The 21,651-nt window shown below is 61.1% G+C and carries 18 protein-coding genes; 16 read left to right on the forward strand and 2 right to left on the reverse strand.

The window, feature by feature from the left end:
- Positions 1 to 311 precede the first annotated feature (311 nt).
- The 16 genes from mraZ (at position 312) to lpxC (ending at position 18,119) form a co-directional block, all read left to right on the forward strand.
- Positions 312 to 767 (forward strand): division/cell wall cluster transcriptional repressor MraZ, encoded by a 456-nt coding sequence (mraZ, locus tag EJD88_RS18880; protein ID WP_003171868.1) that lies wholly within the window; start codon positions 312 to 314, stop codon positions 765 to 767.
- Positions 764 to 1,711, forward strand: coding sequence for a 16S rRNA (cytosine(1402)-N(4))-methyltransferase RsmH (gene rsmH, locus EJD88_RS18885; protein WP_026137039.1), 948 nt, complete (start codon positions 764 to 766; stop codon positions 1,709 to 1,711). The genes mraZ and rsmH overlap by 4 nt, the downstream gene beginning before the upstream one ends.
- Positions 1,708 to 2,001, forward strand: coding sequence for a cell division protein FtsL (ftsL, locus tag EJD88_RS18890; RefSeq protein ID WP_076951227.1), 294 nt, complete (start codon positions 1,708 to 1,710; stop codon positions 1,999 to 2,001). The genes rsmH and ftsL overlap by 4 nt, the downstream gene beginning before the upstream one ends.
- Positions 2,001 to 3,743, forward strand: a complete 1,743-nt coding sequence (locus EJD88_RS18895; protein WP_164673122.1) for a penicillin-binding protein 2 — start codon at positions 2,001 to 2,003, stop codon at positions 3,741 to 3,743. Before ftsL ends, EJD88_RS18895 begins: the two co-directional genes overlap by 1 nt.
- A complete protein-coding gene (locus EJD88_RS18900; protein ID WP_099584910.1) occupies positions 3,743 to 5,206 on the forward strand; it encodes a UDP-N-acetylmuramoyl-L-alanyl-D-glutamate--2,6-diaminopimelate ligase in 1,464 nt (487 codons plus the stop codon). The genes EJD88_RS18895 and EJD88_RS18900 overlap by 1 nt, the downstream gene beginning before the upstream one ends.
- Positions 5,199 to 6,569, forward strand: coding sequence for a UDP-N-acetylmuramoyl-tripeptide--D-alanyl-D-alanine ligase (gene murF, locus EJD88_RS18905; protein WP_158878729.1), 1,371 nt, complete (start codon positions 5,199 to 5,201; stop codon positions 6,567 to 6,569). The genes EJD88_RS18900 and murF overlap by 8 nt, the downstream gene beginning before the upstream one ends.
- Positions 6,569 to 7,651, forward strand: coding sequence for a phospho-N-acetylmuramoyl-pentapeptide-transferase (gene mraY / locus EJD88_RS18910; protein ID WP_078740796.1), 1,083 nt, complete (start codon positions 6,569 to 6,571; stop codon positions 7,649 to 7,651). The genes murF and mraY overlap by 1 nt, the downstream gene beginning before the upstream one ends.
- A 6-nt stretch (positions 7,652 to 7,657) precedes the next feature.
- Positions 7,658 to 9,004, forward strand: coding sequence for a UDP-N-acetylmuramoyl-L-alanine--D-glutamate ligase (gene murD, locus EJD88_RS18915; RefSeq protein ID WP_158878730.1), 1,347 nt, complete (start codon positions 7,658 to 7,660; stop codon positions 9,002 to 9,004).
- Positions 9,001 to 10,224: a putative lipid II flippase FtsW gene (gene ftsW / locus EJD88_RS18920; RefSeq protein ID WP_065924256.1), complete on the forward strand. Its 1,224-nt coding sequence runs from the start codon at positions 9,001 to 9,003 to the stop codon at positions 10,222 to 10,224. The genes murD and ftsW overlap by 4 nt, the downstream gene beginning before the upstream one ends.
- Positions 10,214 to 11,284, forward strand: a complete 1,071-nt coding sequence (gene murG / locus EJD88_RS18925; RefSeq protein ID WP_112193527.1) for an undecaprenyldiphospho-muramoylpentapeptide beta-N-acetylglucosaminyltransferase — start codon at positions 10,214 to 10,216, stop codon at positions 11,282 to 11,284. The genes ftsW and murG overlap by 11 nt, the downstream gene beginning before the upstream one ends.
- Positions 11,277 to 12,722, forward strand: a complete 1,446-nt coding sequence (gene murC, locus EJD88_RS18930) for a UDP-N-acetylmuramate--L-alanine ligase (protein ID WP_099584914.1) — start codon at positions 11,277 to 11,279, stop codon at positions 12,720 to 12,722. Before murG ends, murC begins: the two co-directional genes overlap by 8 nt.
- The gene (locus EJD88_RS18935) at positions 12,719 to 13,672 is read left to right on the forward strand and encodes a D-alanine--D-alanine ligase (protein ID WP_158878731.1); all 954 of its coding nucleotides are present in this window, start codon (positions 12,719 to 12,721) and stop codon (positions 13,670 to 13,672) included. The genes murC and EJD88_RS18935 overlap by 4 nt, the downstream gene beginning before the upstream one ends.
- Positions 13,673 to 13,676: 4 nt before the next feature.
- Positions 13,677 to 14,546 carry a cell division protein FtsQ/DivIB gene (locus tag EJD88_RS18940; protein WP_099584916.1) on the forward strand — a complete coding sequence of 290 codons (870 nt, stop codon included), beginning with the start codon at positions 13,677 to 13,679 and terminating at the stop codon, positions 14,544 to 14,546.
- Between the two features lie 15 nt (positions 14,547 to 14,561).
- A complete protein-coding gene (ftsA, locus tag EJD88_RS18945; RefSeq protein WP_017738691.1) occupies positions 14,562 to 15,824 on the forward strand; it encodes a cell division protein FtsA in 1,263 nt (420 codons plus the stop codon).
- A 74-nt stretch (positions 15,825 to 15,898) separates the two neighbouring features.
- On the forward strand, positions 15,899 to 17,095 hold the full coding sequence (gene ftsZ, locus EJD88_RS18950; protein WP_099584917.1) for a cell division protein FtsZ: 1,197 nt from the start codon (positions 15,899 to 15,901) through the stop codon (positions 17,093 to 17,095).
- Positions 17,096 to 17,207: 112 nt separating this feature from the next.
- Complete coding sequence (gene lpxC / locus EJD88_RS18955; RefSeq protein WP_003171886.1) at positions 17,208 to 18,119, forward strand: UDP-3-O-acyl-N-acetylglucosamine deacetylase; 912 nt, start codon at positions 17,208 to 17,210, stop codon at positions 18,117 to 18,119.
- A gap of 134 nt (positions 18,120 to 18,253) precedes the next feature.
- Here lpxC and EJD88_RS18960 read toward each other — a convergent pair whose 3' ends face one another.
- Together EJD88_RS18960 and EJD88_RS18965 are read right to left on the reverse strand one after the other, a co-directional pair.
- Positions 18,254 to 19,747 carry a sensor domain-containing diguanylate cyclase gene (locus EJD88_RS18960; RefSeq protein ID WP_158878732.1) on the reverse strand — a complete coding sequence of 498 codons (1,494 nt, stop codon included), beginning with the start codon at positions 19,745 to 19,747 and terminating at the stop codon, positions 18,254 to 18,256.
- Positions 19,748 to 19,833: 86 nt separating this feature from the next.
- On the reverse strand, positions 19,834 to 21,162 hold the full coding sequence (locus tag EJD88_RS18965; protein WP_158878733.1) for an OprD family porin: 1,329 nt from the start codon (positions 21,160 to 21,162) through the stop codon (positions 19,834 to 19,836).
- Between the last annotated feature and the right edge of the window lie 489 nt (positions 21,163 to 21,651).

Genomic DNA, 21,651 nt, shown 5'->3' on the forward strand with positions numbered 1-21,651 from the left:
CGCAAGAATCCCTCCCTGCCAAATCATTGGCAGATGCATCTTCGTAATACCAAAAAAATCTTACTCTTAATAAATTACTTTAACTTTAAGTCGTAGCTCTTTGAGCTATTTGACCTTGCTGGGTCAAAAACACCGTCGAACTCTGGTTTCTCCTGCTTTTACGCTCCTAAATCTCCGTTCTGTAAGGCTTTTCCTTGAATCCGCGCCTTGACGGTGTGGTGGGCGCATTCCTATAGTGTGCGCAAGTGGCGGAAAGTGGCACAAAGTGGGTTTTTTGAACGTAAAACGCTAAAATTTGGAGAAACGCATCTGTGTTTCGCGGAGCTAACGCTATCAGTCTCGATGCAAAAGGCCGTCTCGCTATGCCCAGCCGGTATCGTGACGAGCTGATTTCGCGAAGTTCCGGGCAGTTAATCATCACGATCGATGCCGTTGACCCTTGTTTATGCGTTTACCCCCTCGATGAGTGGGAGTTGATCGAAACCAAATTGCGCGCCCTGCCTTCATTGCGTGAAGAAAACCGCCGCCTGCAGCGTTTGCTGATCGGTAATGCCGTCGACCTTGAACTCGATGGCAGCGGTCGTTTCCTGGTGCCCCCGCGTCTGCGCGAGTACGCCAAGCTGGACAAGCGCGCAATGCTGGTCGGCCAACTGAACAAGTTCCAATTGTGGGACGAAGATGCCTGGGATGCTGTTTCTGCAGCTGACCTGGCTGCTATTCAACAACCGGGCGCTATGCCTGATGAACTGCGTGATTTGATCCTGTGACTATTGATAGCGGCTTTAACCACATCACCGTACTGCTTGACGAAGCCGTTGAGGCTCTCGCCGTACGCGCGGATGGCTGCTATTTGGATGGCACCTTCGGCAGGGGCGGGCACAGTCGGTTGATACTCAGCCAGCTCGGGTCCGACGGTAAGCTCCTCGGGTTCGACAAAGACCCCCAAGCGATTGCCACCGGGCAAGCGCTAGCGGCCGAAGACGGCCGCTTTGTCGTTGTGCAGCGCAGCTTTGCCGAGCTGGGCGCCGAAGTGGCTGAGCGCGGCATGGCGGGCAAGGTGGCCGGGGTTTTGCTCGACCTGGGCGTGTCTTCGCCACAGCTCGACGACCCGGAGCGCGGCTTCAGTTTCATGAACGACGGCCCCCTCGACATGCGCATGGACCCTACCCGTGGCATCAGCGCGGCACAGTTCATCGCCACCGCTCCCCATGAAGAAATCACCCGCGTATTCAAGGAATACGGTGAAGAGCGCTTCGCTGGTCGCATGGCCCGTGCCGTGGTCGAGCGCCGCGAGATCCAGCCGTTCGAGCGCACTGCCGACCTGGCCGAAGTGCTGAAAGTCGCCAACCCTGCCTGGGAAAAGGGCAAGAACCCGGCGACCCGTGCGTTCCAGGGCCTGCGTATTCACGTCAATAACGAATTGGGCGATCTGGAAGCAGGCCTCGAAGCCGCTCTGGACGCGTTGGAAGTCGGCGGTCGCCTGGTGGTGATCAGCTTCCACTCTTTGGAAGACCGCATCGTCAAACTGTTCATGCGTCGCCTGGTCAAGGGTGAGTCCGACAACCTGCCGCGCAACCTGCCGGTGCGTTTCGAGGCCTTTGTGCCGAAAATCAAAATCCATGGCAAAGCGCAGTTCGCTTCCGAAGCGGAACTCAAGGCCAACCCACGCTCCCGTAGCGCCGTCATGCGCGTCGCGGAGAAGCTGCGGTGAGCAAGCTTTTCGCCAAGCCCCTGCCGGGCGGCAGCTTCTTCATGATGCTGCTGTACGTCGGCGTGCTGGTGTCCGCGATTGCGGTGTCCTACAGCGCGCACTACAACCGCCAATTGCTCAATACCCTCTATGGGGAATTGAGCGTGCGCGACAAAGCGCAGGCGGAGTGGGGCCGGTTGATCCTTGAGCAAAGCACCTGGACGGCCCATAGCCGTATCGAAGTGCTGGCGACCGAACAACTGAAAATGCACATCCCGGGCGCGGCCGACGTTCGCATGGTGGCGCCATGATGAAGCTCGAAGGCGCACTCTACCCATGGCGCTTCCGCCTGATGCTCGGCTTGCTGGCATTGATGGTGGGTGCGATTGCCTGGCGGATCATTGACCTGCAGGTGGTTGACCGCGACTTCCTGATCGGCCAGGGCGATGCCCGTAGCCTGCGTCATATCCCGATTCCTGCGCACCGCGGTCTGATCACTGACCGTAACGGCGAGCCTCTGGCCGTCAGTACGCCGGTGACCACCCTGTGGGCCAACGCCAAGGAATTGCAGGTGGCCAAGGACAAGTGGCCACAACTGGCTGCCGCCTTGGGCCAGGACCCAAAGGCTCTGGCTGAGCGTCTTGAAGCCCAGGCCAACAAAGAATTCATCTACCTCGTTCGCGGCCTCACCCCCGAACAAGGCCAGCAAGTGCTCGACCTTAAAGTCCCCGGTGTCTACGGCATCGAGGAGTTCCGTCGTTTCTATCCGGCCGGTGAAACCACTGCCCATATGGTCGGCTTTACCGACATCGATGACCACGGTCGCGAAGGCGTCGAGCTGGCCTACGATGAGTGGCTGGCCGGGGTTCCCGGCAAACGACAAGTCATCAAGGATCGGCGCGGCAGACTGATCAAGGATGTCCAAGTCACCAAAAACGCCAAGGCCGGCAAGCCCTTGGCGTTGTCGATTGACCTGCGTCTGCAATACCTGGCCAACCGCGAGCTGCGTAACGCGATCATCGAGAACGGCGCCAAGGCCGGCAGCCTGGTGATCATGGACGTGAAGACCGGCGAGATCCTGGCCATGGTCAACCAGCCGACCTACAACCCGAACAACCGTCGCAACCTGCAACCGGCGATGATGCGCAACCGCGCCATGATCGACGTGTTCGAGCCGGGTTCGACCATGAAAGCCATCTCCATGAGTGCCGCCCTGGAAACCGGACGCTGGAAGCCCAGCGACAAGGTCGAGGTGTACCCCGGCACGTTGCAGTTGGGCAAATACACCATTCGTGACGTATCGCGCACCGAAGGTCCAGTGCTGGATTTGACAGGCATCCTGATCAACTCCAGTAACGTCGGCATGAGTAAGGTCGCCTTCGATATCGGCGGCGAAACCATCTACCACCTGGCGCAAAAAATCGGCCTGGGCCAACCCACCGGCCTGGACTTCCCCGGTGAGCGCGTCGGCAACCTGCCGAACTACCGCGACTGGAAAAAGGCCGAGACCGCCACGCTTTCCTATGGTTACGGTCTGTCGGTAACCGCTATCCAACTGGCTCACGCCTTCTCCGTACTGGCCAACAATGGCCGCATGGTGCCGCTGAGCCTGATCCACGTTGACGAAGCGCCAAAAGCCACGCAGGTCATCCCGGAAAATGTCGCCAAGACCATGCAAGGCATGCTGCAACAAGTGATCGAAGCGCCACGTGGCGTATTCCGTGCCCAGGTGCCGGCTTATCACGTAGCAGGCAAGTCCGGTACCGCACGTAAGACGTCGGTGGGGACCAAGGGCTATGCCGAAAACTCCTACCGTTCGCTGTTCGCCGGCTTCGGCCCGATGAGCGACCCACGCTACGCCATTGTTGTGGTGATCGACGAGCCGAGCAAAGCCGGTTACTTCGGTGGCCTGGTTTCGGCGCCTGTGTTCAGCAAAGTGATGTCCGGCACCCTGCGCCTGATGAACATCACGCCGGACAACCTGCCGCCGACCCAACAAGCGAACGCCGGACCACCGGCCGCTGCAGTCAAAGCCAATGGAGGGCGCGGCTGATGTCTCTTAGCCTGAACAAGATTTTCGCCCACGCCGGCCGCGATCTGCTGATTCGCGAGTTGACTCTGGACAGCCGTAATGTGCGCGCTGGTGACCTGTTCCTGGCGGTGCCGGGCGGCAAGGTCGATGGCCGTGCGCATATAGCCGACGCCTTGCAGCGCGGTGCAGCCGCCGTGGCTTATGAAGTGGAAGGCGCCACCGTGCTGCCGATCACCGACGTGCCGCTGATCCCGGTCAAAGGTTTGGCCAAGCAATTGTCGGACATCGCCGGGCGCTTCTATGGTGACCCGAGTCGTCACCTCAATCTGGTGGGCGTGACTGGCACCAACGGCAAAACCAGCGTGACCCAGCTGGTTGCCCAGGCGCTTGACCTGCTGGGCCAGCACTGCGGCATCGTGGGTACCTTGGGCACCGGGTTTTATGGCGCGCTGCAAAGCGGCCTGCATACCACGCCGAATCCTATCGCCGTGCAAGCGACCCTGGCCGACCTGAAAAAGGCCGGTGCCAAGGCGGTTGCCATGGAAGTCTCGTCCCACGGCCTCGACCAGGGCCGCGTGACTGCCCTGGCGTTTGACGTGGCAGTGATGACCAACCTGTCCCGTGACCACCTGGACTACCACGGCACGATGGAGGCGTACGCGGCCGCCAAGGCCAAGTTGTTCGCCTGGAGTGACTTGAAGTGCCGGGTCGTGAACCTGGACGATGAGTTCGGTCGCCAACTGGCTGCCCAGGACAGCGAATCGCGTTTGATCAGCTACAGCCTGCTGGACGCCAGCGCGTACCTGTACTGCCGCGAAGCCCAATTCAATGACGAAGGCGTGCGCGCCACGCTGGTAACGCCCCAGGGCGAACACCACCTGCGCAGCACGTTGCTCGGGCGTTTCAACCTGAGCAACGTCCTCGCCGCCATCGGCGCGTTGCTTGGCCTGGATTACGCCCTGGACGAGATCCTCAAGGTGCTACCGAAGCTGGAAGGTCCGGCCGGTCGCATGCAACGCCTGGGTGGCGGCACGCAGCCGCTGGTGGTGGTTGATTACGCCCATACCCCGGATGCCCTGGAAAAAGTCCTCGAAGCCCTGCGCCCTCACGCCAAAGGCAAGTTGCTCTGCCTGTTCGGTTGCGGCGGTGATCGTGATCGCGGCAAGCGTCCGCTGATGGCCGAGATTGTCGAGCGCTTGGCCGACGGCGTGCTGGTCACTGATGACAACCCGCGCAGCGAAAGCCCGAGCCAGATTTTCGACGATATCCGCGCAGGCTTCAAAGACGTCTCCAAGGCGACGTTCGTTGCTGGTCGCGGTGCGGCCATCGCGCAATTGATCGCCGGCGCCAGCGCTGACGACGTGGTCGTACTGGCCGGTAAAGGCCACGAGGACTACCAGGAAATCAACGGCGAGCGCCATGCCTTCTCCGATCTGGTCGAGGCCGATCATGCCTTGACCGCTTGGGAGGTTGCCCATGCTTAAGGCGATGACATTCGGTGAACTGACCCAGGCCCTGTCGGCCCGCGTGCTGTCGAGCGATTGCCGCTTCGATGGCGTGAGCATCGATAGCCGGGCGATCAAGCCGGGGCAACTGTTCGTCGCCTTGGCCGGCCCACGCTTTGACGGTCACGATTACCTGAACGACGTCGCTGCCAAAGGTGCCGTGGGTGCCTTGGTGCAGCGCGAAGTCGCAGACTCCACCTTGCCGCAACTGCTGGTCGCCGATACCCGGCTGGCCCTTGGCCAATTGGGTGCGCTCAACCGTGCAGCGTTCGATAAGCCTGTCGCCGCCGTCACTGGCTCCAGCGGCAAGACCACGGTCAAGGAACTGCTCGCCGGTGTACTGCGCACACGCGGCCCGGTGCTTGCGACCCGTGGCAACCTGAACAATGATTTCGGCGCCCCGCTGACCCTGCTCGAACTGGCCCCGGAACACACGGCGGCGGTGATAGAACTGGGGGCTTCGCGCGTCGGCGAAATCGCCTATACCGTGGCGCTGACCAAGCCCCACGTTGCGATCATCAACAATGCCGGCACCGCCCATGTGGGTGAGTTCGGCGGTCCGGAAAAAATCGTCGAAGCCAAGGGCGAAATCCTTGAAGGCCTCGACGCTTCGGGCACCGCCGTATTGAACCTCGACGACAAGGCTTTCGAGACCTGGCGTGCACGCGCTGCCGGTCGCAAGGTGCTGACGTTCGCCGTATTGAATGCCGCCGCAGACTTCCATGCCTCCAAGATCACGGTGGATGCCCGTGGCTGCCCAGCCTTCACCTTGCACACCCCGCAAGGTAACGAGCACGTGCAGTTGAATCTGCTGGGCAACCATAACGTCGCCAACGCCTTGGCCGCCGCCGCTGCCGCCCATGCCCTGGGTGTGTCGCTGTTCGGTATCGCCACGGGCCTGGGCGCGGTGCAGCCGGTCAAGGGCCGCACCGTGGCGCAACTTGCCAGCAACGGGATGCGGGTGATTGATGACACTTACAACGCCAACCCGTCCTCCATCAATGCCGCTGTGGATCTGCTCAAAGGCTTTGATGGGCGCAAAGTCCTGGTACTGGGCGATATCGGCGAGTTGGGCGATTGGGCTGAACAAGGCCATCGTGAAGTCGGCGCCTATGCCGCTGGCAAAGTGGACGCGCTCTACGCCGTTGGCACGAACATGGCCCATGCGGTCAACGCTTTCGGCCCCGGTGCGCGGCATTTCGCAACCCAGGCCGAGCTGATTCAGGCCTTGGGCGCAGCAGAACAAGACAAACACACAACCATTTTGATCAAGGGATCGCGCAGCGCGGTGATGGAAAACGTCGTCGCGGCCTTGTGCGGTTCAAGTACGGAGAAACATTAATGCTGCTGCTGCTGGCTGAGTATCTGCAACAGTTCCACAAAGGCTTCGCGGTCTTTCAGTACCTGACCCTGCGCGGGATCCTGGGTGTGCTGACCGCGCTGTCTCTGTCGCTGTTTCTGGGACCGTGGATGATCCGCACCCTGCAGAACCTGCAAATTGGTCAATCGGTACGTAATGACGGCCCGCAGTCGCACCTGTCCAAGTCCGGCACCCCGACCATGGGCGGCGCGCTGATCCTGTCGTCGATCGGTATCAGCACCCTGCTCTGGGCAGACCTGCACAACCGTTACGTCTGGACGGTGCTGCTGGTGACTTTGCTGTTCGGCGCCATCGGCTGGGTCGACGACTACCGCAAAGTGATCGAGAAAAACTCCAAGGGGCTGCCGAGCCGCTGGAAGTATTTCTGGCAGTCAGTATTCGGCCTGGGCGCGGCGATCTTCCTGTACACCACCGCACCAAGCGCAGTGGAAACCACCCTGATCATTCCGATGCTCAAGGACGCCAGCATTCCACTGGGCATCGGCTTCGTGGTGCTGACCTACTTCGTGATCGTCGGCTCCAGCAACGCGGTGAACCTGACCGACGGCCTCGACGGCCTGGCGATCATGCCGACGGTGATGGTGGGCGGCGCGCTCGGCATCTTCTGCTACCTGTCGGGTAACGTGAAATTCGCCGAATACCTGCTGATCCCTTATGTACCGGGCGCGGGTGAATTGATTGTGTTCTGCGGCGCCTTGATCGGTGCCGGCCTGGGTTTCCTGTGGTTCAACACCTACCCGGCACAAGTCTTCATGGGCGACGTCGGCGCACTGGCGCTGGGCGCAGCCTTGGGCACCATTGCGGTGATCGTTCGCCAGGAAATCGTGTTGTTCATCATGGGCGGCGTGTTCGTAATGGAAACCCTGTCGGTCGTCATCCAGGTGGCCTCCTTCAAGTTGACCGGGCGCCGGGTGTTTCGCATGGCGCCGATTCACCACCACTTTGAACTCAAGGGCTGGCCGGAGCCACGCGTGATTGTCCGTTTCTGGATCATCACCGTGATTCTGGTACTGGTCGGCCTTGCCACCCTGAAACTGAGGTAGAAACGAGTGTCCCTGATCGCTTCAGACCACTTCCGCATCGTTGTCGGCCTCGGCAAGAGCGGCATGTCCCTGGTTCGCTTCCTGGCGAACCGGGGCACGTCGTTTGCCGTGGCCGATACGCGGGAAAATCCACCGGAGCTGGTCACGCTGCGCCGTGACTACCCGCACGTGGAAGTGCGTTGTGGCGAGTTGGATGTCGAGTTTCTGTGCCGTGCCGATGAGCTCTACGTGAGCCCGGGCCTGGCCCTGGCGACACCGGCCCTGCAAGCGGCGGCGGCCCGTGGCGTGAAGCTGTCTGGCGATATCGACCTGTTCGCGCGCAACGCGAAGGCGCCGATCGTGGCCATCAGCGGTTCCAACGCCAAGAGCACCGTCACCACCCTGGTGGGCGAGATGGCTGCGGCGGCGGGCAAGCGTGTGGCCGTCGGCGGCAATCTTGGCGTGCCGGCCCTGGACCTGCTCAGCGACGACGTCGAGCTGTACGTGATGGAATTGTCGAGCTTCCAGCTGGAAACCACCCACGATCTGGGCGCTGAAGTGGCGACGGTACTGAACGTCAGCGAAGACCATATGGACCGCTACAGCGGCCTGCCGGCTTATCACCTGGCCAAGCACCGGATCTTCCGTGGCGCCAGGCAATTTGTCGTCAACCGCCAGGATGCCCTGAGCCGACCGCTGATGGGCGAGGGCATGCCCTGCTGGACCTTCGGCCTGGGCAAACCCGACTTCAAGGCCTTTGGTATTCGCGAAGAGAACGGCGAGAAATACCTGGCCTTCGAATTCCAGAACCTGATGCCGGTGCGCGAGCTGAAAATCCGTGGCGCCCATAACCAATCCAATGCCCTGGCTGCATTGGCCCTCGGCCATGCGGTTGGCCTGCCATTCGACGCCATGCTGTCGAGCCTGCGCACTTTTGGCGGCCTCGAACATCGTTGCCAGTGGGTGCGCGACCTGGACGGCGTCAGTTATTACAACGACTCCAAGGCCACCAACGTGGGTGCCGCATTGGCTGCCATCGAGGGCCTTGGCGCTGATATCGAGGGCAAGCTGGTATTGATCGCCGGTGGGGATGGCAAAGGTGCCGAGTTCAAGGATCTCAAAGCCCCCGTCGCCGCGCATTGCCGTGCCGTGGTGCTGATCGGCCGCGACGCCGACAAAGTCGCCGCAGCCCTCGGTGACGCCGTCCCGCAAGTGCGCGCCACTTCCCTGGACGACGCCATTGCCCAGTGCAAAGCCCTCGCCCGGGCAGGCGATGCCGTGCTGTTGTCGCCGGCGTGCGCCAGTTTCGACATGTTCAAGAACTACGAAGAGCGCGGCCAGTTGTTCGCCCGCGCCGTGGAGGGCTTGGCATGAGCATTGATTTCAGAAACATCATCAAGCCATACCCGTCACCGATCATCACCGGGCGCGGCATCGACCTCGATTTCCCGATGCTCGCCGGTTGCCTTGCGCTGCTGGGCCTGGGCCTGGTCATGATCACCTCGGCGTCGTCCGAAGTGGCTGCCGTGCAGTCGGGCAACACCCTGTACATGATGATCCGTCACCTTGTGTACCTGATCATCGGTCTGGGTGCGTGCATCGTGACCATGATGATCCCCATCGCCACCTGGCAACGCCTGGGCTGGTTGATGCTGATCGGCGCGTTCGGCTTGCTGATCATGGTGATCCTGCCCGGCATCGGCCGCGAGGTGAACGGCTCGATGCGCTGGATCGGCTTCGGTGCGTTCAACGTGCAGCCGTCGGAAATCGCCAAGGTGTTCGTGGTGATCTACCTCGCCGGTTACCTGGTGCGTCGCCAGAAGGAAGTGCGCGAAAGCTGGATGGGCTTCTTCAAGCCATTCATCGTGCTGCTGCCCATGGCCGGCCTGTTGCTGATGGAGCCCGACTTTGGCGCCACCGTCGTAATGATGGGGGCCGCAGCGGCGATGCTATTCCTCGGTGGCGTGGGCCTGTTCCGCTTCAGTTTGATGGTGGTACTGGCCGTGGCCGCCGTGACCATTCTGGTGCAGGCGCAACCCTACCGTATGGCACGTCTGATCACCTTTACCGACCCGTGGTCCGACCAGTTCGGTTCCGGCTATCAGTTGACCCAGGCGTTGATCGCCTTCGGTCGCGGCGAGTGGCTGGGCGTAGGCCTGGGCAACAGCGTGCAGAAGCAGTTCTACCTGCCGGAAGCCCACACCGACTTCGTGTTCTCGGTACTCGCCGAAGAGCTGGGTGTGGTCGGCTCGCTGTGCACCGTCGCGCTGTTCGTGTTCGTGTGTGTACGCGGCATGTACATCGGCTTGTGGGCCGAGAAGGCCAAACAGTATTTCGCCGCCTATGTGGCGTACGGCTTGTCGTTCCTGTGGATCGGCCAGTTCCTGATCAACATCGGTGTGAATGTCGGCCTGCTGCCGACCAAGGGCCTGACCTTGCCGTTCCTCAGTTACGGCGGCAGTTCCCTGGTGATTTGCTGCGCCTGCCTGGGCTTGTTGCTGCGCATCGAGTGGGAGAGTCGAACCCACCTGGGCAGTGAAGAGATGGAGTTCAGCGAAAGCGACTTCGCCGAGGAGCCGACCCATGGGCGCTAATGTGCTGATCATGGCGGGTGGCACCGGGGGCCATGTGTTCCCGGCCCTGGCCTGTGCGCGTGAATTCCAGAACCGTGGCTACACCGTGCACTGGTTGGGAACGCCCCGTGGCATCGAAAACGAACTGGTACCGGGTGCCGGCTTGCCGTTGCATCTGATCAACGTCACCGGCCTGCGTGGCAAGGGTAAGTTGTCCCTGCTCAAGGCGCCGTTCGTGTTGCTCAAGGCGGTGTGGCAGGCGCGCAAGGTCATTCGTGAATTGCAGCCGGTGTGTGTGCTTGGGTTTGGCGGTTATGTGACGGGCCCTGGCGGCGTCGCGGCCAGGCTCGCCGGCGTGCCGGTGATCGTGCACGAGCAGAACGCCGTCGCCGGTACCGCAAACCGCCTGCTGGTGCCGTTGGCGGCGCGGGTGTGTGAAGCGTTTCCCAACACCTTCAGCGCGTCGGATAAACGCCGTACCACCGGCAACCCGGTGCGTACCGAGCTGTTTATGGATATCGCCCGCAATGCACTGGCAGGGCGCAAGGCGCATCTGCTGATCCTCGGTGGAAGCCTGGGCGCGGAGCCGTTGAACAAATTGCTGCCGGAAGCGGTGGCGCAACTCCCTGTGGAATTGCGCCCGGAGATCTTCCATCAGGCCGGCAAGAACCACGATGAAGTCACCGCCACACGTTATCGCGAGGCCGGTGTCGAGGCGAATGTACAGCCCTTCATCAAAGACATGGCCCAAGCCTATGGCTGGGCCGACCTGGTGGTCTGCCGCGCTGGTGCGCTGACCGTCAGTGAACTGGCCGCCGCCGGTCTGCCGTCCTTGCTGGTGCCTTTGCCCCATGCCATCGACGATCACCAGACCCGCAACGCCGAATATTTGGCCGGGGAGGGCGCTGCCTTCCTGCTGCCGCAAAGAACGACTGGCGCCGCCGATTTGGCCGCACGCCTGACCGAGGTTTTGATGCAACCGGAACGACTCAACAACATGGCGAGCACCGCAAGCCGCCTGGCCAAACCTGACGCAACCCGCACCGTGGTCGATATCTGCCTGGAGGTGGCCCATGGTTGAGAATCAGAAAGCCATGCCGCAACCCGAGATGCGCCGCATCCGTCGTATCCACTTCGTCGGCATCGGCGGCGTGGGCATGTGCGGCATTGCCGAAGTGCTGCTGAACCTGGGCTACCAGGTGTCCGGTTCAGACTTGAAAGAGTCGCCGGTCACCGACCGCCTGAAGTCGTTTGGCGCACAGATTTTCATCGGCCACCGCGCCGAGAACGCCGCCGAGGCTGACGTGCTCGTCGTATCCAGCGCTGTGAACACTTCCAACCCGGAAGTAGCCACCGCCCTGGAGCGCCGTATTCCTGTGGTGCCACGCGCCGAGATGCTCGCTGAGCTGATGCGCTATCGCCACGGCATTGCCGTCGCCGGTACCCATGGCAAAACCACCACCACCAGCCTGATCGCCTCGGTGTTCGCCGCCGGTGGCCTGGACCCGACGTTCGTCATCGGTGGCCGCCTGAATGCAGCGGGCACCAATGCCCAGCTCGGCACCAGCCGCTACCTGATCGCCGAAGCCGATGAAAGCGACGCGAGCTTCCTGCACCTGCAACCGCTGGTGGCCGTCGTGACCAACATCGACGAAGACCACATGGCGACCTACGACGGCGACTTCAACAAGTTGAAGAAAACCTTCGTCGAGTTCCTGCACAACCTGCCGTTCTATGGGCTGGCCGTGGTGTGCCTGGACGATCCGGTCGTGCGCGAAATCCTGCCGCTGGTCAAGCGTCCGACCGTGACCTACGGCTTCAGCGAAGACGCCGACGTGCGCGCAATCAACGTGCGCCAGGAAGGCATGCAAACCTTCTTCACCGTGCTGCGTCCCGAGCGTGAGCCGCTGGATGTGTCGGTGAACATGCCGGGCAACCACAACGTCTTGAACTCCCTGGCGACCATCTGCATCGCCTCCGATGAAGGTGTCAGCGATGAAGCCATCGTCGAAGGCCTGTCGCGCTTTGCCGGTGTGGGCCGTCGTTTCCAGGTCTACGGCCAGTTGCCGGTAGAAGGTGGCGACGTGATGCTGGTAGACGACTACGGTCACCACCCGACCGAAGTGGCGGCGGTGATCAAGGCCGTCCGCGGTGGCTGGCCGGAGCGCCGTCTGGTGATGGTCTACCAGCCGCACCGCTACAGCCGCACCCGCGACCTGTACGACGACTTCGTCAATGTATTGGCCGATGCCAACGTGCTGTTGCTGATGGAGGTGTACCCGGCCGGTGAAGAGCCGATTCCGGGCGCCGACAGCCGCAAGCTGTGCAACAGCATTCGTCAGCGTGGCCAGTTGGACCCGATCTACATCGAACGTGGTGTGGACCTGGCACCGATCGTCAAGCCGCTGCTGCGGGCCGGTGACATTTTGCTGTGCCAGGGTGCCGGTGACATTGGTGGCCTTGCCCCTAAATTGCTGGCGAGCCCGCTGTTCGCTGCTGCCAAGGGGAAGTCGAAATGATCACGAGAGACTCCCTGTTCTCCACTATCGCGCCTGCCGATTTCGGCCGCGTGGCCGTGTTGTTCGGCGGCAAGAGCGCCGAGCGCGAAGTGTCGCTCAAGTCCGGCAATGCCGTGCTTGAAGCGCTGCAAAGCGCCGGCGTAAACGCCTTCGGCATCGATGTGGGCGATGACTTCCTCGCCCGCTTGCAGGCCGAGAAGATCGACCGTGCCTTCATCATCCTGCACGGCCGTGGCGGTGAAGACGGCAGCATGCAAGGCTTGTTGGAATGCGCTGGCATCCCTTACACCGGCAGCGGCATTCTCGCGTCGGCGCTGGCGATGGACAAGTTGCGCACCAAGCAGGTGTGGCACAGCCTGGGCATTCCAACCCCGCGTCACAGTGTTCTGTGCAGCGAAGACGATTGTATTTCTGCAGCCAAGGAACTGGGCCTGCCTTTGATCGTCAAACCTGCCCATGAAGGCTCCAGTATCGGCATGGCTAAAGTGAACTCGGCCGCCGAATTGATCGACGCATGGAAAGCGGCAAGTACCTACGATTCGCAAGTGTTGGTGGAACAGTGGATCCAGGGTCCCGAGTACACCATCGCCACCCTGCGTGGCCAGGTATTGCCGCCTATCGCATTGGGCACGCCCCACACCTTTTACGACTACGACGCCAAGTACCTGGCTTCCGATACCCAGTACCGGATCCCATGTGGCCTTGATGCAAACAAAGAACAGGAATTGATGGACCTCACGGCGAAAGCCTGTGAGGCGCTGGGTATCGCCGGTTGGGCGCGCGCAGACGTGATGCAGGATGACCAGGGGAATTTCTGGTTCCTGGAAGTCAACACCGCACCGGGCATGACCGACCACAGCCTGGTACCTATGGCAGCCCGTGCGGCCGGTTTGGACTTCCAGCAGTTGGTGCTGGCGATCCTGGCCGACAGCATTGAGCCAAGAGGCTAAGGACATGAAAGGCGCATCGCTTCGTCATCAGCCCCCACAAGCACCGAGCCGCAAGCCGGTGCCACGGGGTGCCAGCCGAATGGTGGCTAAAGAGCCGATGTCGGCGCGCCTGCCGAAAGCCAACTTTGGTTTCCTCAAGGCGTTGTTCTGGCCGGTGTTGCTGGTGGTGTTGGGCTTCGGCACGTATGAGGGCGCGCAGCGGCTGTTGCCGTATGCCGACCGGCCGATCACCAAGATCAGCGTGCAGGGCGATTTGAGCTACATCAGCCAGCAAGCGGTGCAGCAGCGCATCGGCCCGTACCTGGCCGCGAGCTTCTTCACCATCGACCTGGCCGGTATGCGCGCAGAGCTGGAACAGATGCCGTGGATCGCCCACGCCGAAGTCCGCCGTGTCTGGCCGGACCAGGTGACGATCCGCCTGGAAGAACAACTGCCCGTGGCCCGCTGGGGTGAAGAGGCGCTGTTGAACAACCAGGGGCAGGCGTTCACCCCGCGTGAGTTGGCCAACTACGAGCACCTGCCGCAGTTGTTCGGGCCGCAGCGGGCGCAGCAGCAAGTCATGCAGCAGTACCAGGCCTTGAGCCAGATGCTGCGGCCGATGGGCTTCTCCATTGCACGCCTGGAACTGCGTGAACGGGGTAGCTGGTTTTTGACGACCGGGGCAGGCAGTTCCGGCCCGGGCATCCAGTTGTTGCTGGGACGCGACCGCTTGGTGGAGAAGATGCGCCGCTTCATTGCCATCTACGACAAGACCTTGAAAGAACAGATTACGAACATTGCGAGCGTCGACCTGCGTTACGCCAACGGCCTTGCCGTCGGCTGGCGTGAACCGGCTGCGCCCACGGCAGCGCAACCCGCTGTCGCGAAGAATTAAGAAGAGGCAGGACCCATGGCAAACGTGCAAAGCGGCAAAATGATCGTCGGTCTCGATATCGGCACCTCCAAGGTGGTGGCGCTGGTGGGCGAGGTCGGGGAAGACGGCGTGATCGAGATCGTCGGTATTGGCACGCATCCGTCCCGGGGCCTGAAGAAGGGCGTGGTGGTGAACATCGAGTCCACCGTGCAGTCGATCCAGCGTGCTATCGAAGAAGCGCAGCTGATGGCCGGTTGCCGGATTCACTCGGCGTTCGTCGGCGTGGCCGGCAACCATATCCGCAGCCTGAACTCCCACGGCATCGTGGCGATCCGCGACCGCGAAGTCAGCGCCGCCGACCTTGAGCGCGTCCTTGACGCCGCTCAAGCCGTGGCGATCCCGGCTGACCAGCGCGTGCTGCACACCTTGCCGCAGGATTACGTGATCGATAATCAGGAAGGCGTTCGCGAGCCCCTGGGCATGTCGGGCGTGCGTCTGGAGGCCAAGGTCCACGTGGTGACCTGCGCCGTAAACGCTGCACAGAACATTGAAAAATGCGTGCGCCGCTGCGGTCTGGAAATCGACGACATTATTCTGGAGCAGCTTGCTTCCGCGTATTCGGTACTGACCGACGACGAAAAGGAACTGGGCGTGTGCCTGGTGGACATCGGCGGCGGCACCACTGACATCGCGATCTTCACCGAGGGTGCAATCCGTCACACCGCCGTGATCCCGATTGCGGGCGACCAGGTCACCAACGACATCGCCATGGCGTTGCGTACACCGACCCAGTACGCCGAAGAAATCAAGATCCGCTACGCCTGCGCCCTGGCCAAGCTGGCCGGTGCCGGCGAGACCATCAAGGTGCCGAGCGTGGGCGACCGTCCACCGCGCGAACTGTCGCGCCAGGCCTTGGCCGAAGTGGTCGAGCCGCGCTACGACGAGCTGTTCACCCTGATCCAGGCTGAACTGCGCCGCAGTGGCTACGAAGATTTGATCCCGGCCGGCATCGTGCTGACCGGTGGCACCTCGAAGATGGAAGGCGCGGTCGAACTGGCCGAGGAAATCTTCCACATGCCGGTTCGCCTGGGCGTACCCCATGGCGTCAAAGGCCTGGGCGACGTAGTGCGCAACCCGATTTATTCCACCGGTGTGGGCTTGCTGTTGTACGGACTGCAAAAGCAGACCGACGGCATTTCCCTGTCGGGCCCGAGCATCCGTGACAGCTATCGCAGTGACGACGAGGCCAAGGCGCCGTTGTTCGAGCGGTTGCAGGCTTGGGTAAAAGGCAATTTCTAAAGATTTACCGCTACACCGCAACACAGAAAGAAGCAGTAGGCGAAAAAACTAGAGATAACGAAAGGAGAGGGAACATGTTCGAACTCGTAGACAACATCCCCGCCAGCCCGGTCATCAAAGTGATCGGTGTCGGCGGTGGCGGCGGCAACGCTGTCAACCATATGGTCAAGAGCAACATTGAAGGCGTTGAATTCATCTGCGCCAACACTGATGCCCAGGCGCTGAAAAGCATCGGCGCGCGTACCATCCTGCAATTGGGCACAGCCGTGACCAAAGGCCTCGGCGCTGGCGCCAACCCGGAAGTCGGCCGTCAAGCCGCCCTGGAAGACCGCGAGCGTATTGCCGAAGTGCTGCAAGGCACCAACATGGTGTTCATCACCACCGGCATGGGCGGCGGTACCGGTACCGGTGCAGCGCCGATCATTGCCGAAGTGGCCAAGGAAATGGGCATTCTGACGGTCGCAGTCGTGACCCGTCCGTTCCCGTTCGAAGGTCGCAAGCGTATGCAGATCGCCGACGAAGGCATCCGTCTGCTGTCTGAAAGCGTCGACTCGTTGATCACCATTCCCAACGAGAAGCTGCTGACCATCCTGGGCAAGGACGCAAGCCTGCTGTCCGCGTTCGCCAAGGCTGACGATGTGCTGGCCGGTGCCGTTCGCGGTATCTCCGACATCATCAAGCGCCCAGGCATGATCAACGTCGACTTTGCCGACGTACGTACTGTCATGAGCGAAATGGGCATGGCGATGATGGGCACTGGCTGCGCCAGCGGTCCGAACCGTGCGCGCGAAGCCACTGAAGCGGCCATCCGCAACCCGCTGCTGGAAGACGTGAACCTGCAAGGTGCACGCGGCATCCTGGTGAACATCACCGCCGGTCCTGACCTGTCCCTGGGTGAGTACTCCGACGTGGGTAGCATCATCGAAGCCTTCGCTTCCGAGCACGCGATGGTCAAAGTCGGTACCGTTATCGATCCAGACATGCGCGACGAACTGCACGTGACTGTGGTTGCTACCGGCCTGGGCGCGAAGATCGAGAAACCTGTCAAGGTCATCGACAACACCGTCCATACCAGCCACGCCAGCCAGTCGGCTGCAGCTCCAGCGCCTGTGCGCCCGGAAATGCCGTCGGTGAACTACCGTGACCTGGACCGTCCGACCGTGATGCGCAACCAGGCTCAGGCCGGTGCTGCGGCGTCCCGTAGCCCGAATCCGCAAGATGACCTGGACTACCTGGACATCCCGGCATTCCTGCGTCGTCAGGCCGATTGATGGAATGTATCAGGGCTATGAAGGTGATTGGTGTTCAGCAAAGGTCTGGTCTGCTATTATCGCCAGCCTTTGTTGATACCAGTTCGCAATTTGCGCTCAAGCGGTCCAAGCCATGATTAAACAACGCACCCTGAAGAATATTATCCGTGCCACAGGTGTAGGTCTGCACTCCGGGGAGAAGGTATACCTGACCCTCAAACCTGCACCTGTCGACACCGGCATCGTGTTTGTTCGTGCCGACCTGGACCCTGTGGTGCAGATTCCTGCTCGCGCGGAAAACGTTGGCGAAACCACGATGTCGACCACACTGGTCAACGGTGACGTCAAAGTGGACACGGTGGAGCACTTGCTCTCGGCCATGGCTGGCCTGGGCATCGATAACGCCTACGTCGAGCTCTCCGCGTCCGAAGTCCCTATCATGGATGGCAGCGCTGGACCCTTCGTATTCCTGATTCAATCTGCCGGCCTGGAAGAACAGGACGCAGCCAAGAAGTTCATACGCATTCTGCGGGAAGTGACAGTAGAAGACGGCGACAAGCGCGCCACCTTCGTCCCGTTCGAAGGCTTTAAAGTGAGCTTTGAGATCGATTTCGATCACCCGGTATTCCGTGACCGCACCCAAAGTGCAAGCGTGGATTTTTCCAGCACTTCGTTCGTAAAAGAAGTCAGCCGCGCCCGTACTTTTGGTTTCATGAGTGACATCGAGTACCTGCGCAAGCACAACCTCGCACTCGGCGGCAGCGTTGAAAACGCCATCGTGGTCGACGCGGATGGTGTACTGAACGAAGACGGCCTTCGCTACGAAGACGAATTCGTGAAGCACAAGATCCTCGATGCAATCGGTGACCTCTACCTGCTGGGCAATAGCCTGATAGGCGAGTTCAAAGGCTTCAAGTCGGGCCACGCCCTTAACAACCAGCTGCTGCGCAAGTTGATTGAGCAGACAGACGCTTGGGAAGTCGTGACCTTCGAAGATGCCAGCACCGCACCGATCTCTTACATGCGTCCCGTTGCGGCGGTGTAAGTAACAACTCTCTTTCTTTAGTTTTTAAAGGCTGCCTTCGGGTGGCCTTTTTTTATGTGAAAAACCTTCAGAACACTGGAAATCCAAATGTGGGAGAGGACTTGCCCCCCTCCCACATTGGATTTGATTAACAATTAGAAGGTGGTGGCATCCACAATCCGGTTACGCCCACTGTGCTTGGCCTCATACAGCGCCTGGTCCGCACTCAGCAGTAACGCCTCCAGGGACATGCGGCTGCGTTTATCCCAAGTGCTCATGCCAATGCTCACGGTAATCGGCCGTTCGCTCCCCGCCACCCGTGGCAAATGCTCGACACTGCTGCGGATGTGCTCGGCGATCACCCAGGCACCTTTGGCATCGGTATGCGGCAGCACCACCGCAAACTCCTCGCCGCCATATCGCGCCGCCAGGTCGGCAGGGCGACGGATGTTGTTGCCGATCACTTGGGCCACCGTGCGCAGCGCTTCATCACCGCCCTGATGGCCATGGCGATCGTTGAACGCCTTGAAGTGGTCCACGTCGATCATCAGCAGCGTCAGCGACTCTGTTGAACGTTGGGCGCGGTCCCACTCCAGGCGCAGGCGCTCATCGAGGATGCGGCGGTTGGGCAGCCCGGTGAGGGCGTCAGTGGCTGCCAGTTCTGACAGCACCCGCTCCGCGCGGTAGCGGCGCCGCAGTTCACGACGCAGCATCCAGGCCAGCCACAACAGGCCTATACACAGGATGCCGGTGGCGCCGCTGGTCAGTAGCGCCGCGCGTTTCCAAGGGGCGAACACGTCTTGGCTGGACAGGGCCACCACCACGATCAATGGCAGCTCTCCGACGTTGGTAAAGGTGTACAGGCGCTCCTTGCCGCTGATGGCGGAGATCGCCTGGAAGCTACCACTGCCTTCGAGCAGCATGCGTTTGAAATTCGGCCGCTCGCTCAGGTCCTTATCGATCATGTCGCGTTCGAGCAGCGGCTGCTGGGCCAGCAGAATGCCTTTCTTGTTGATCAGGTTGACGCTGCTGCCGTTGCCGATGGTCAGGGTGCTGAACAACTGGTCGAAATACGCCAGGCGCATGGTCGCCACCGCAACGCCGGCGAACTCTCCGTTGGGCCCTGAGACGCGCCGACTGAATGCCATGCGCCAGACCTGGTCGCAATCGCAATGGATCTTGAACGGTCGACTGATGAACAAGCCGGCCTGGGCGTCCTGTGCATGTACCTGGAAATAGTCGCGGTCGGCAAAGTTACGCGGGCTGGGGTGCAAGGTTGAGGAGTCTGCAGTGACTGCGCCCTCCGCGTCCAACAACAGGACCTCGCCCTTGAAAGGCGCCGCCGTGGCCAGGTCAAACTGCACCAGGTGCTGGATATTCACATCCACCTGCGCCAGGTCTTCGCGTTGCTTGGCTGCGATCAAGCCTTTGAGCGCCAGGTCGTACAACTCGACGTTGCGCAGCACATCGGCATTGATCAGTTGGGCAATGTTGGTGGTCGAGCGCTTGGCCGCCTGCAGGGTGCTGGCGTGTTCACGGATCAGCAACGCCGCGACGATAATTACAATCAGGGCGACGGTGAGGCCGCTGCCCAGAATCAAAAACAACTCCGGATGTGCAGGCGAGGTACGAGCAGGGCGTTGACTCATCGGGCAGACTTCAGCGGTGTGAATGCTGGCAGTTTAGTTCTACCCGATGAAAAATAAATGCTGAATTGGAAAGAAAGATCAGCAGGTCAGAAGACGTTGATGGGGTAGTCGACTATCACCCGGTACTCATCCACATCCCGGTCCACCGCCGAGTAGCCGTTACTGCCGCGGTTGGTCGCCCATTGAAAGCGCATTGCGAGGTCCTTGGCCTTGCCGCCCTGCACCACGTATTTCACGTCGATGTCCCGCTCCCAATGCTTGGCGTCTTTGCCATCGGCGCTGTACCAGGCGCTGTAGCCACGGCTTTGCGGGTCGACCTGGGTCAGGTCGGTCTTGCCGCTGATGTAGGACACGGCCGAGGTCAGGCCGGGCAGGCCCCAGCCTGCGAAGTCATAGGCGTACTTGAGCTTCCACGAGCGCTCGTTGGGGCCGTTGAAGTCCGAGTATTGCTGGGAGTTGTCCAGGTACACGCTGTCGCCCTGGGCGATGTAGTCGAATGGTGTGTTGCCGTTTACACGCTGGTAGGCGGCGGTGACGCTGTGGTTCCCCACGCCCACGGTGAAATGCAGGCTGTAGGTGTTGTTGTCGATACCCCCCAGCAACGACTGGCCGGTGTCCTGGGTGTGGTAGTAGTGCAGGCCCGGGTTGAGGCTGACCAGGTCATTGAGTGCGTAGGTGTAGTCCAGGTCGTAGTAGTACTGGTGCCAGACGTCCTTGAGTTCGGAGGCGTACAGGTTGCTGGTCAGGCCGGGAATACCGCTGAACGACACACCGGCCCAGTTCATATGCTGGCTGTCGGTGTTGCTCGGCAAAGCGCCGTAGCTGGTGCCGATGCGACGGTGACCGCTCTGGTTGTAGAGCTTGGTGAAACTGGCCTGGCCGCCTTCGAACATCCAGCCGTCGAAGCTGTGGTTGTTCAGGCTCACGCCTCGGAACGTCTGCGGCAGCATGCGGGTCTGGCCGCCCGCGATGACCGGGTTGTTGAGGAACAGGTCACCGGCTTTCAGCTCGGTATCAAAGGCGCGCACCTTCAACGTGCCACCGGCCGTGGAGAACGATCCGGGCGCTTTGCCGCTGCCGTCAGTGCTGCCGTAGGGAAGAATGCTGGAACCGTCAGTGCCGCCACCGCCGTCGAGCTTGAGGCCGAGCATGGCGTGGGCATCCAGGCCGAAGCCGACGGTGCCTTGGGTGTAGCCGGATTCGAACGTACCGAGGAAGCCCTGGCCCCACTCCTTGCTGTCATCGGTATGAGTGTCGCGCCGGTCGCGGTTCATGTAGTAGTTGCGGGTGTTGATGTTGAGGTGCGAGCCCTCGATGAAACCTTCAGTGGGGGGAGTGTCTGCCGCGTGGGCAAGGGGGACGATAGTTGCTGCAATCGCGAGGAATAACGGGGTCAGCGTCAGCGAGTTCTTCACCGGTAAAGCTCCTTTGGTCAATCGAAAACGGCCAATGTCGTGGGGGTGTGCCTGGCCTTTTTTACGGCAAAAAAAAGCCGCTGATATCAGCGGCTTTAAGACAGATTCCCAGTGTAGAGCCCTGGAAATAAGTCGAGGGAAATTCGGGTAAGCGGGTAGGTGTCTTTGCCGTAGCGCTCGTCGATGCGTCAAATTAACGCAGGCGGGCGGTGTGATACAGAGTGTAACAAGAGAATGACTGTTGCCCAAATCGCAACAGTTTGATGGTGGTGTACATATCCGTTGCTGCGGTAACGGCGGCTTAGGGTTCCGCTCTTACAGCGGGTCACTTTTGGAGGGACCCAAAAGTAACCAAAAGGTCCTCGCCCCACCACTCGGTGCCTCGCCTAGGCTCGGCATGCCCGTAATCCGACATTGATTTGGGGGGCCGCCGCCACGCGCCATCCATGGCGCAGGGCGGCTAAACCGGCATCCCTGCCGGTTTACCCC

This window comes from Pseudomonas sp. PB105 (assembly GCF_009764655.1).
GTDB classification, from domain to species: domain Bacteria; phylum Pseudomonadota; class Gammaproteobacteria; order Pseudomonadales; family Pseudomonadaceae; genus Aquipseudomonas; species Aquipseudomonas cyclaminis.

What these genes read in the sequence shown, in the direction of transcription:
- EJD88_RS18895 (WP_164673122.1), top strand. Translation starts at nt 2,001, where the DNA reads ATGAAGCTCGAAGGCGCACTCTACCCATGGCGCTTCCGCCTGATGCTC.
- EJD88_RS18900 (WP_099584910.1), top strand. Translation starts at nt 3,743, where the DNA reads ATGTCTCTTAGCCTGAACAAGATTTTCGCCCACGCCGGCCGCGATCTG.
- murF (WP_158878729.1), top strand. Translation starts at nt 5,199, where the DNA reads ATGCTTAAGGCGATGACATTCGGTGAACTGACCCAGGCCCTGTCGGCC.
- mraY (WP_078740796.1), top strand. Translation starts at nt 6,569, where the DNA reads ATGCTGCTGCTGCTGGCTGAGTATCTGCAACAGTTCCACAAAGGCTTC.
- ftsW (WP_065924256.1), top strand. Translation starts at nt 9,001, where the DNA reads ATGAGCATTGATTTCAGAAACATCATCAAGCCATACCCGTCACCGATC.
- murG (WP_112193527.1), top strand. Translation starts at nt 10,214, where the DNA reads ATGGGCGCTAATGTGCTGATCATGGCGGGTGGCACCGGGGGCCATGTG.
- murC (WP_099584914.1), top strand. Translation starts at nt 11,277, where the DNA reads ATGGTTGAGAATCAGAAAGCCATGCCGCAACCCGAGATGCGCCGCATC.
- EJD88_RS18935 (WP_158878731.1), top strand. Translation starts at nt 12,719, where the DNA reads ATGATCACGAGAGACTCCCTGTTCTCCACTATCGCGCCTGCCGATTTC.
- EJD88_RS18940 (WP_099584916.1), top strand. Translation starts at nt 13,677, where the DNA reads ATGAAAGGCGCATCGCTTCGTCATCAGCCCCCACAAGCACCGAGCCGC.
- ftsA (WP_017738691.1), top strand. Translation starts at nt 14,562, where the DNA reads ATGGCAAACGTGCAAAGCGGCAAAATGATCGTCGGTCTCGATATCGGC.
- ftsZ (WP_099584917.1), top strand. Translation starts at nt 15,899, where the DNA reads ATGTTCGAACTCGTAGACAACATCCCCGCCAGCCCGGTCATCAAAGTG.
- lpxC (WP_003171886.1), top strand. Translation starts at nt 17,208, where the DNA reads ATGATTAAACAACGCACCCTGAAGAATATTATCCGTGCCACAGGTGTA.
- EJD88_RS18960 (WP_158878732.1), bottom strand. Translation starts at nt 19,747, where the DNA reads ATGAGTCAACGCCCTGCTCGTACCTCGCCTGCACATCCGGAGTTGTTT.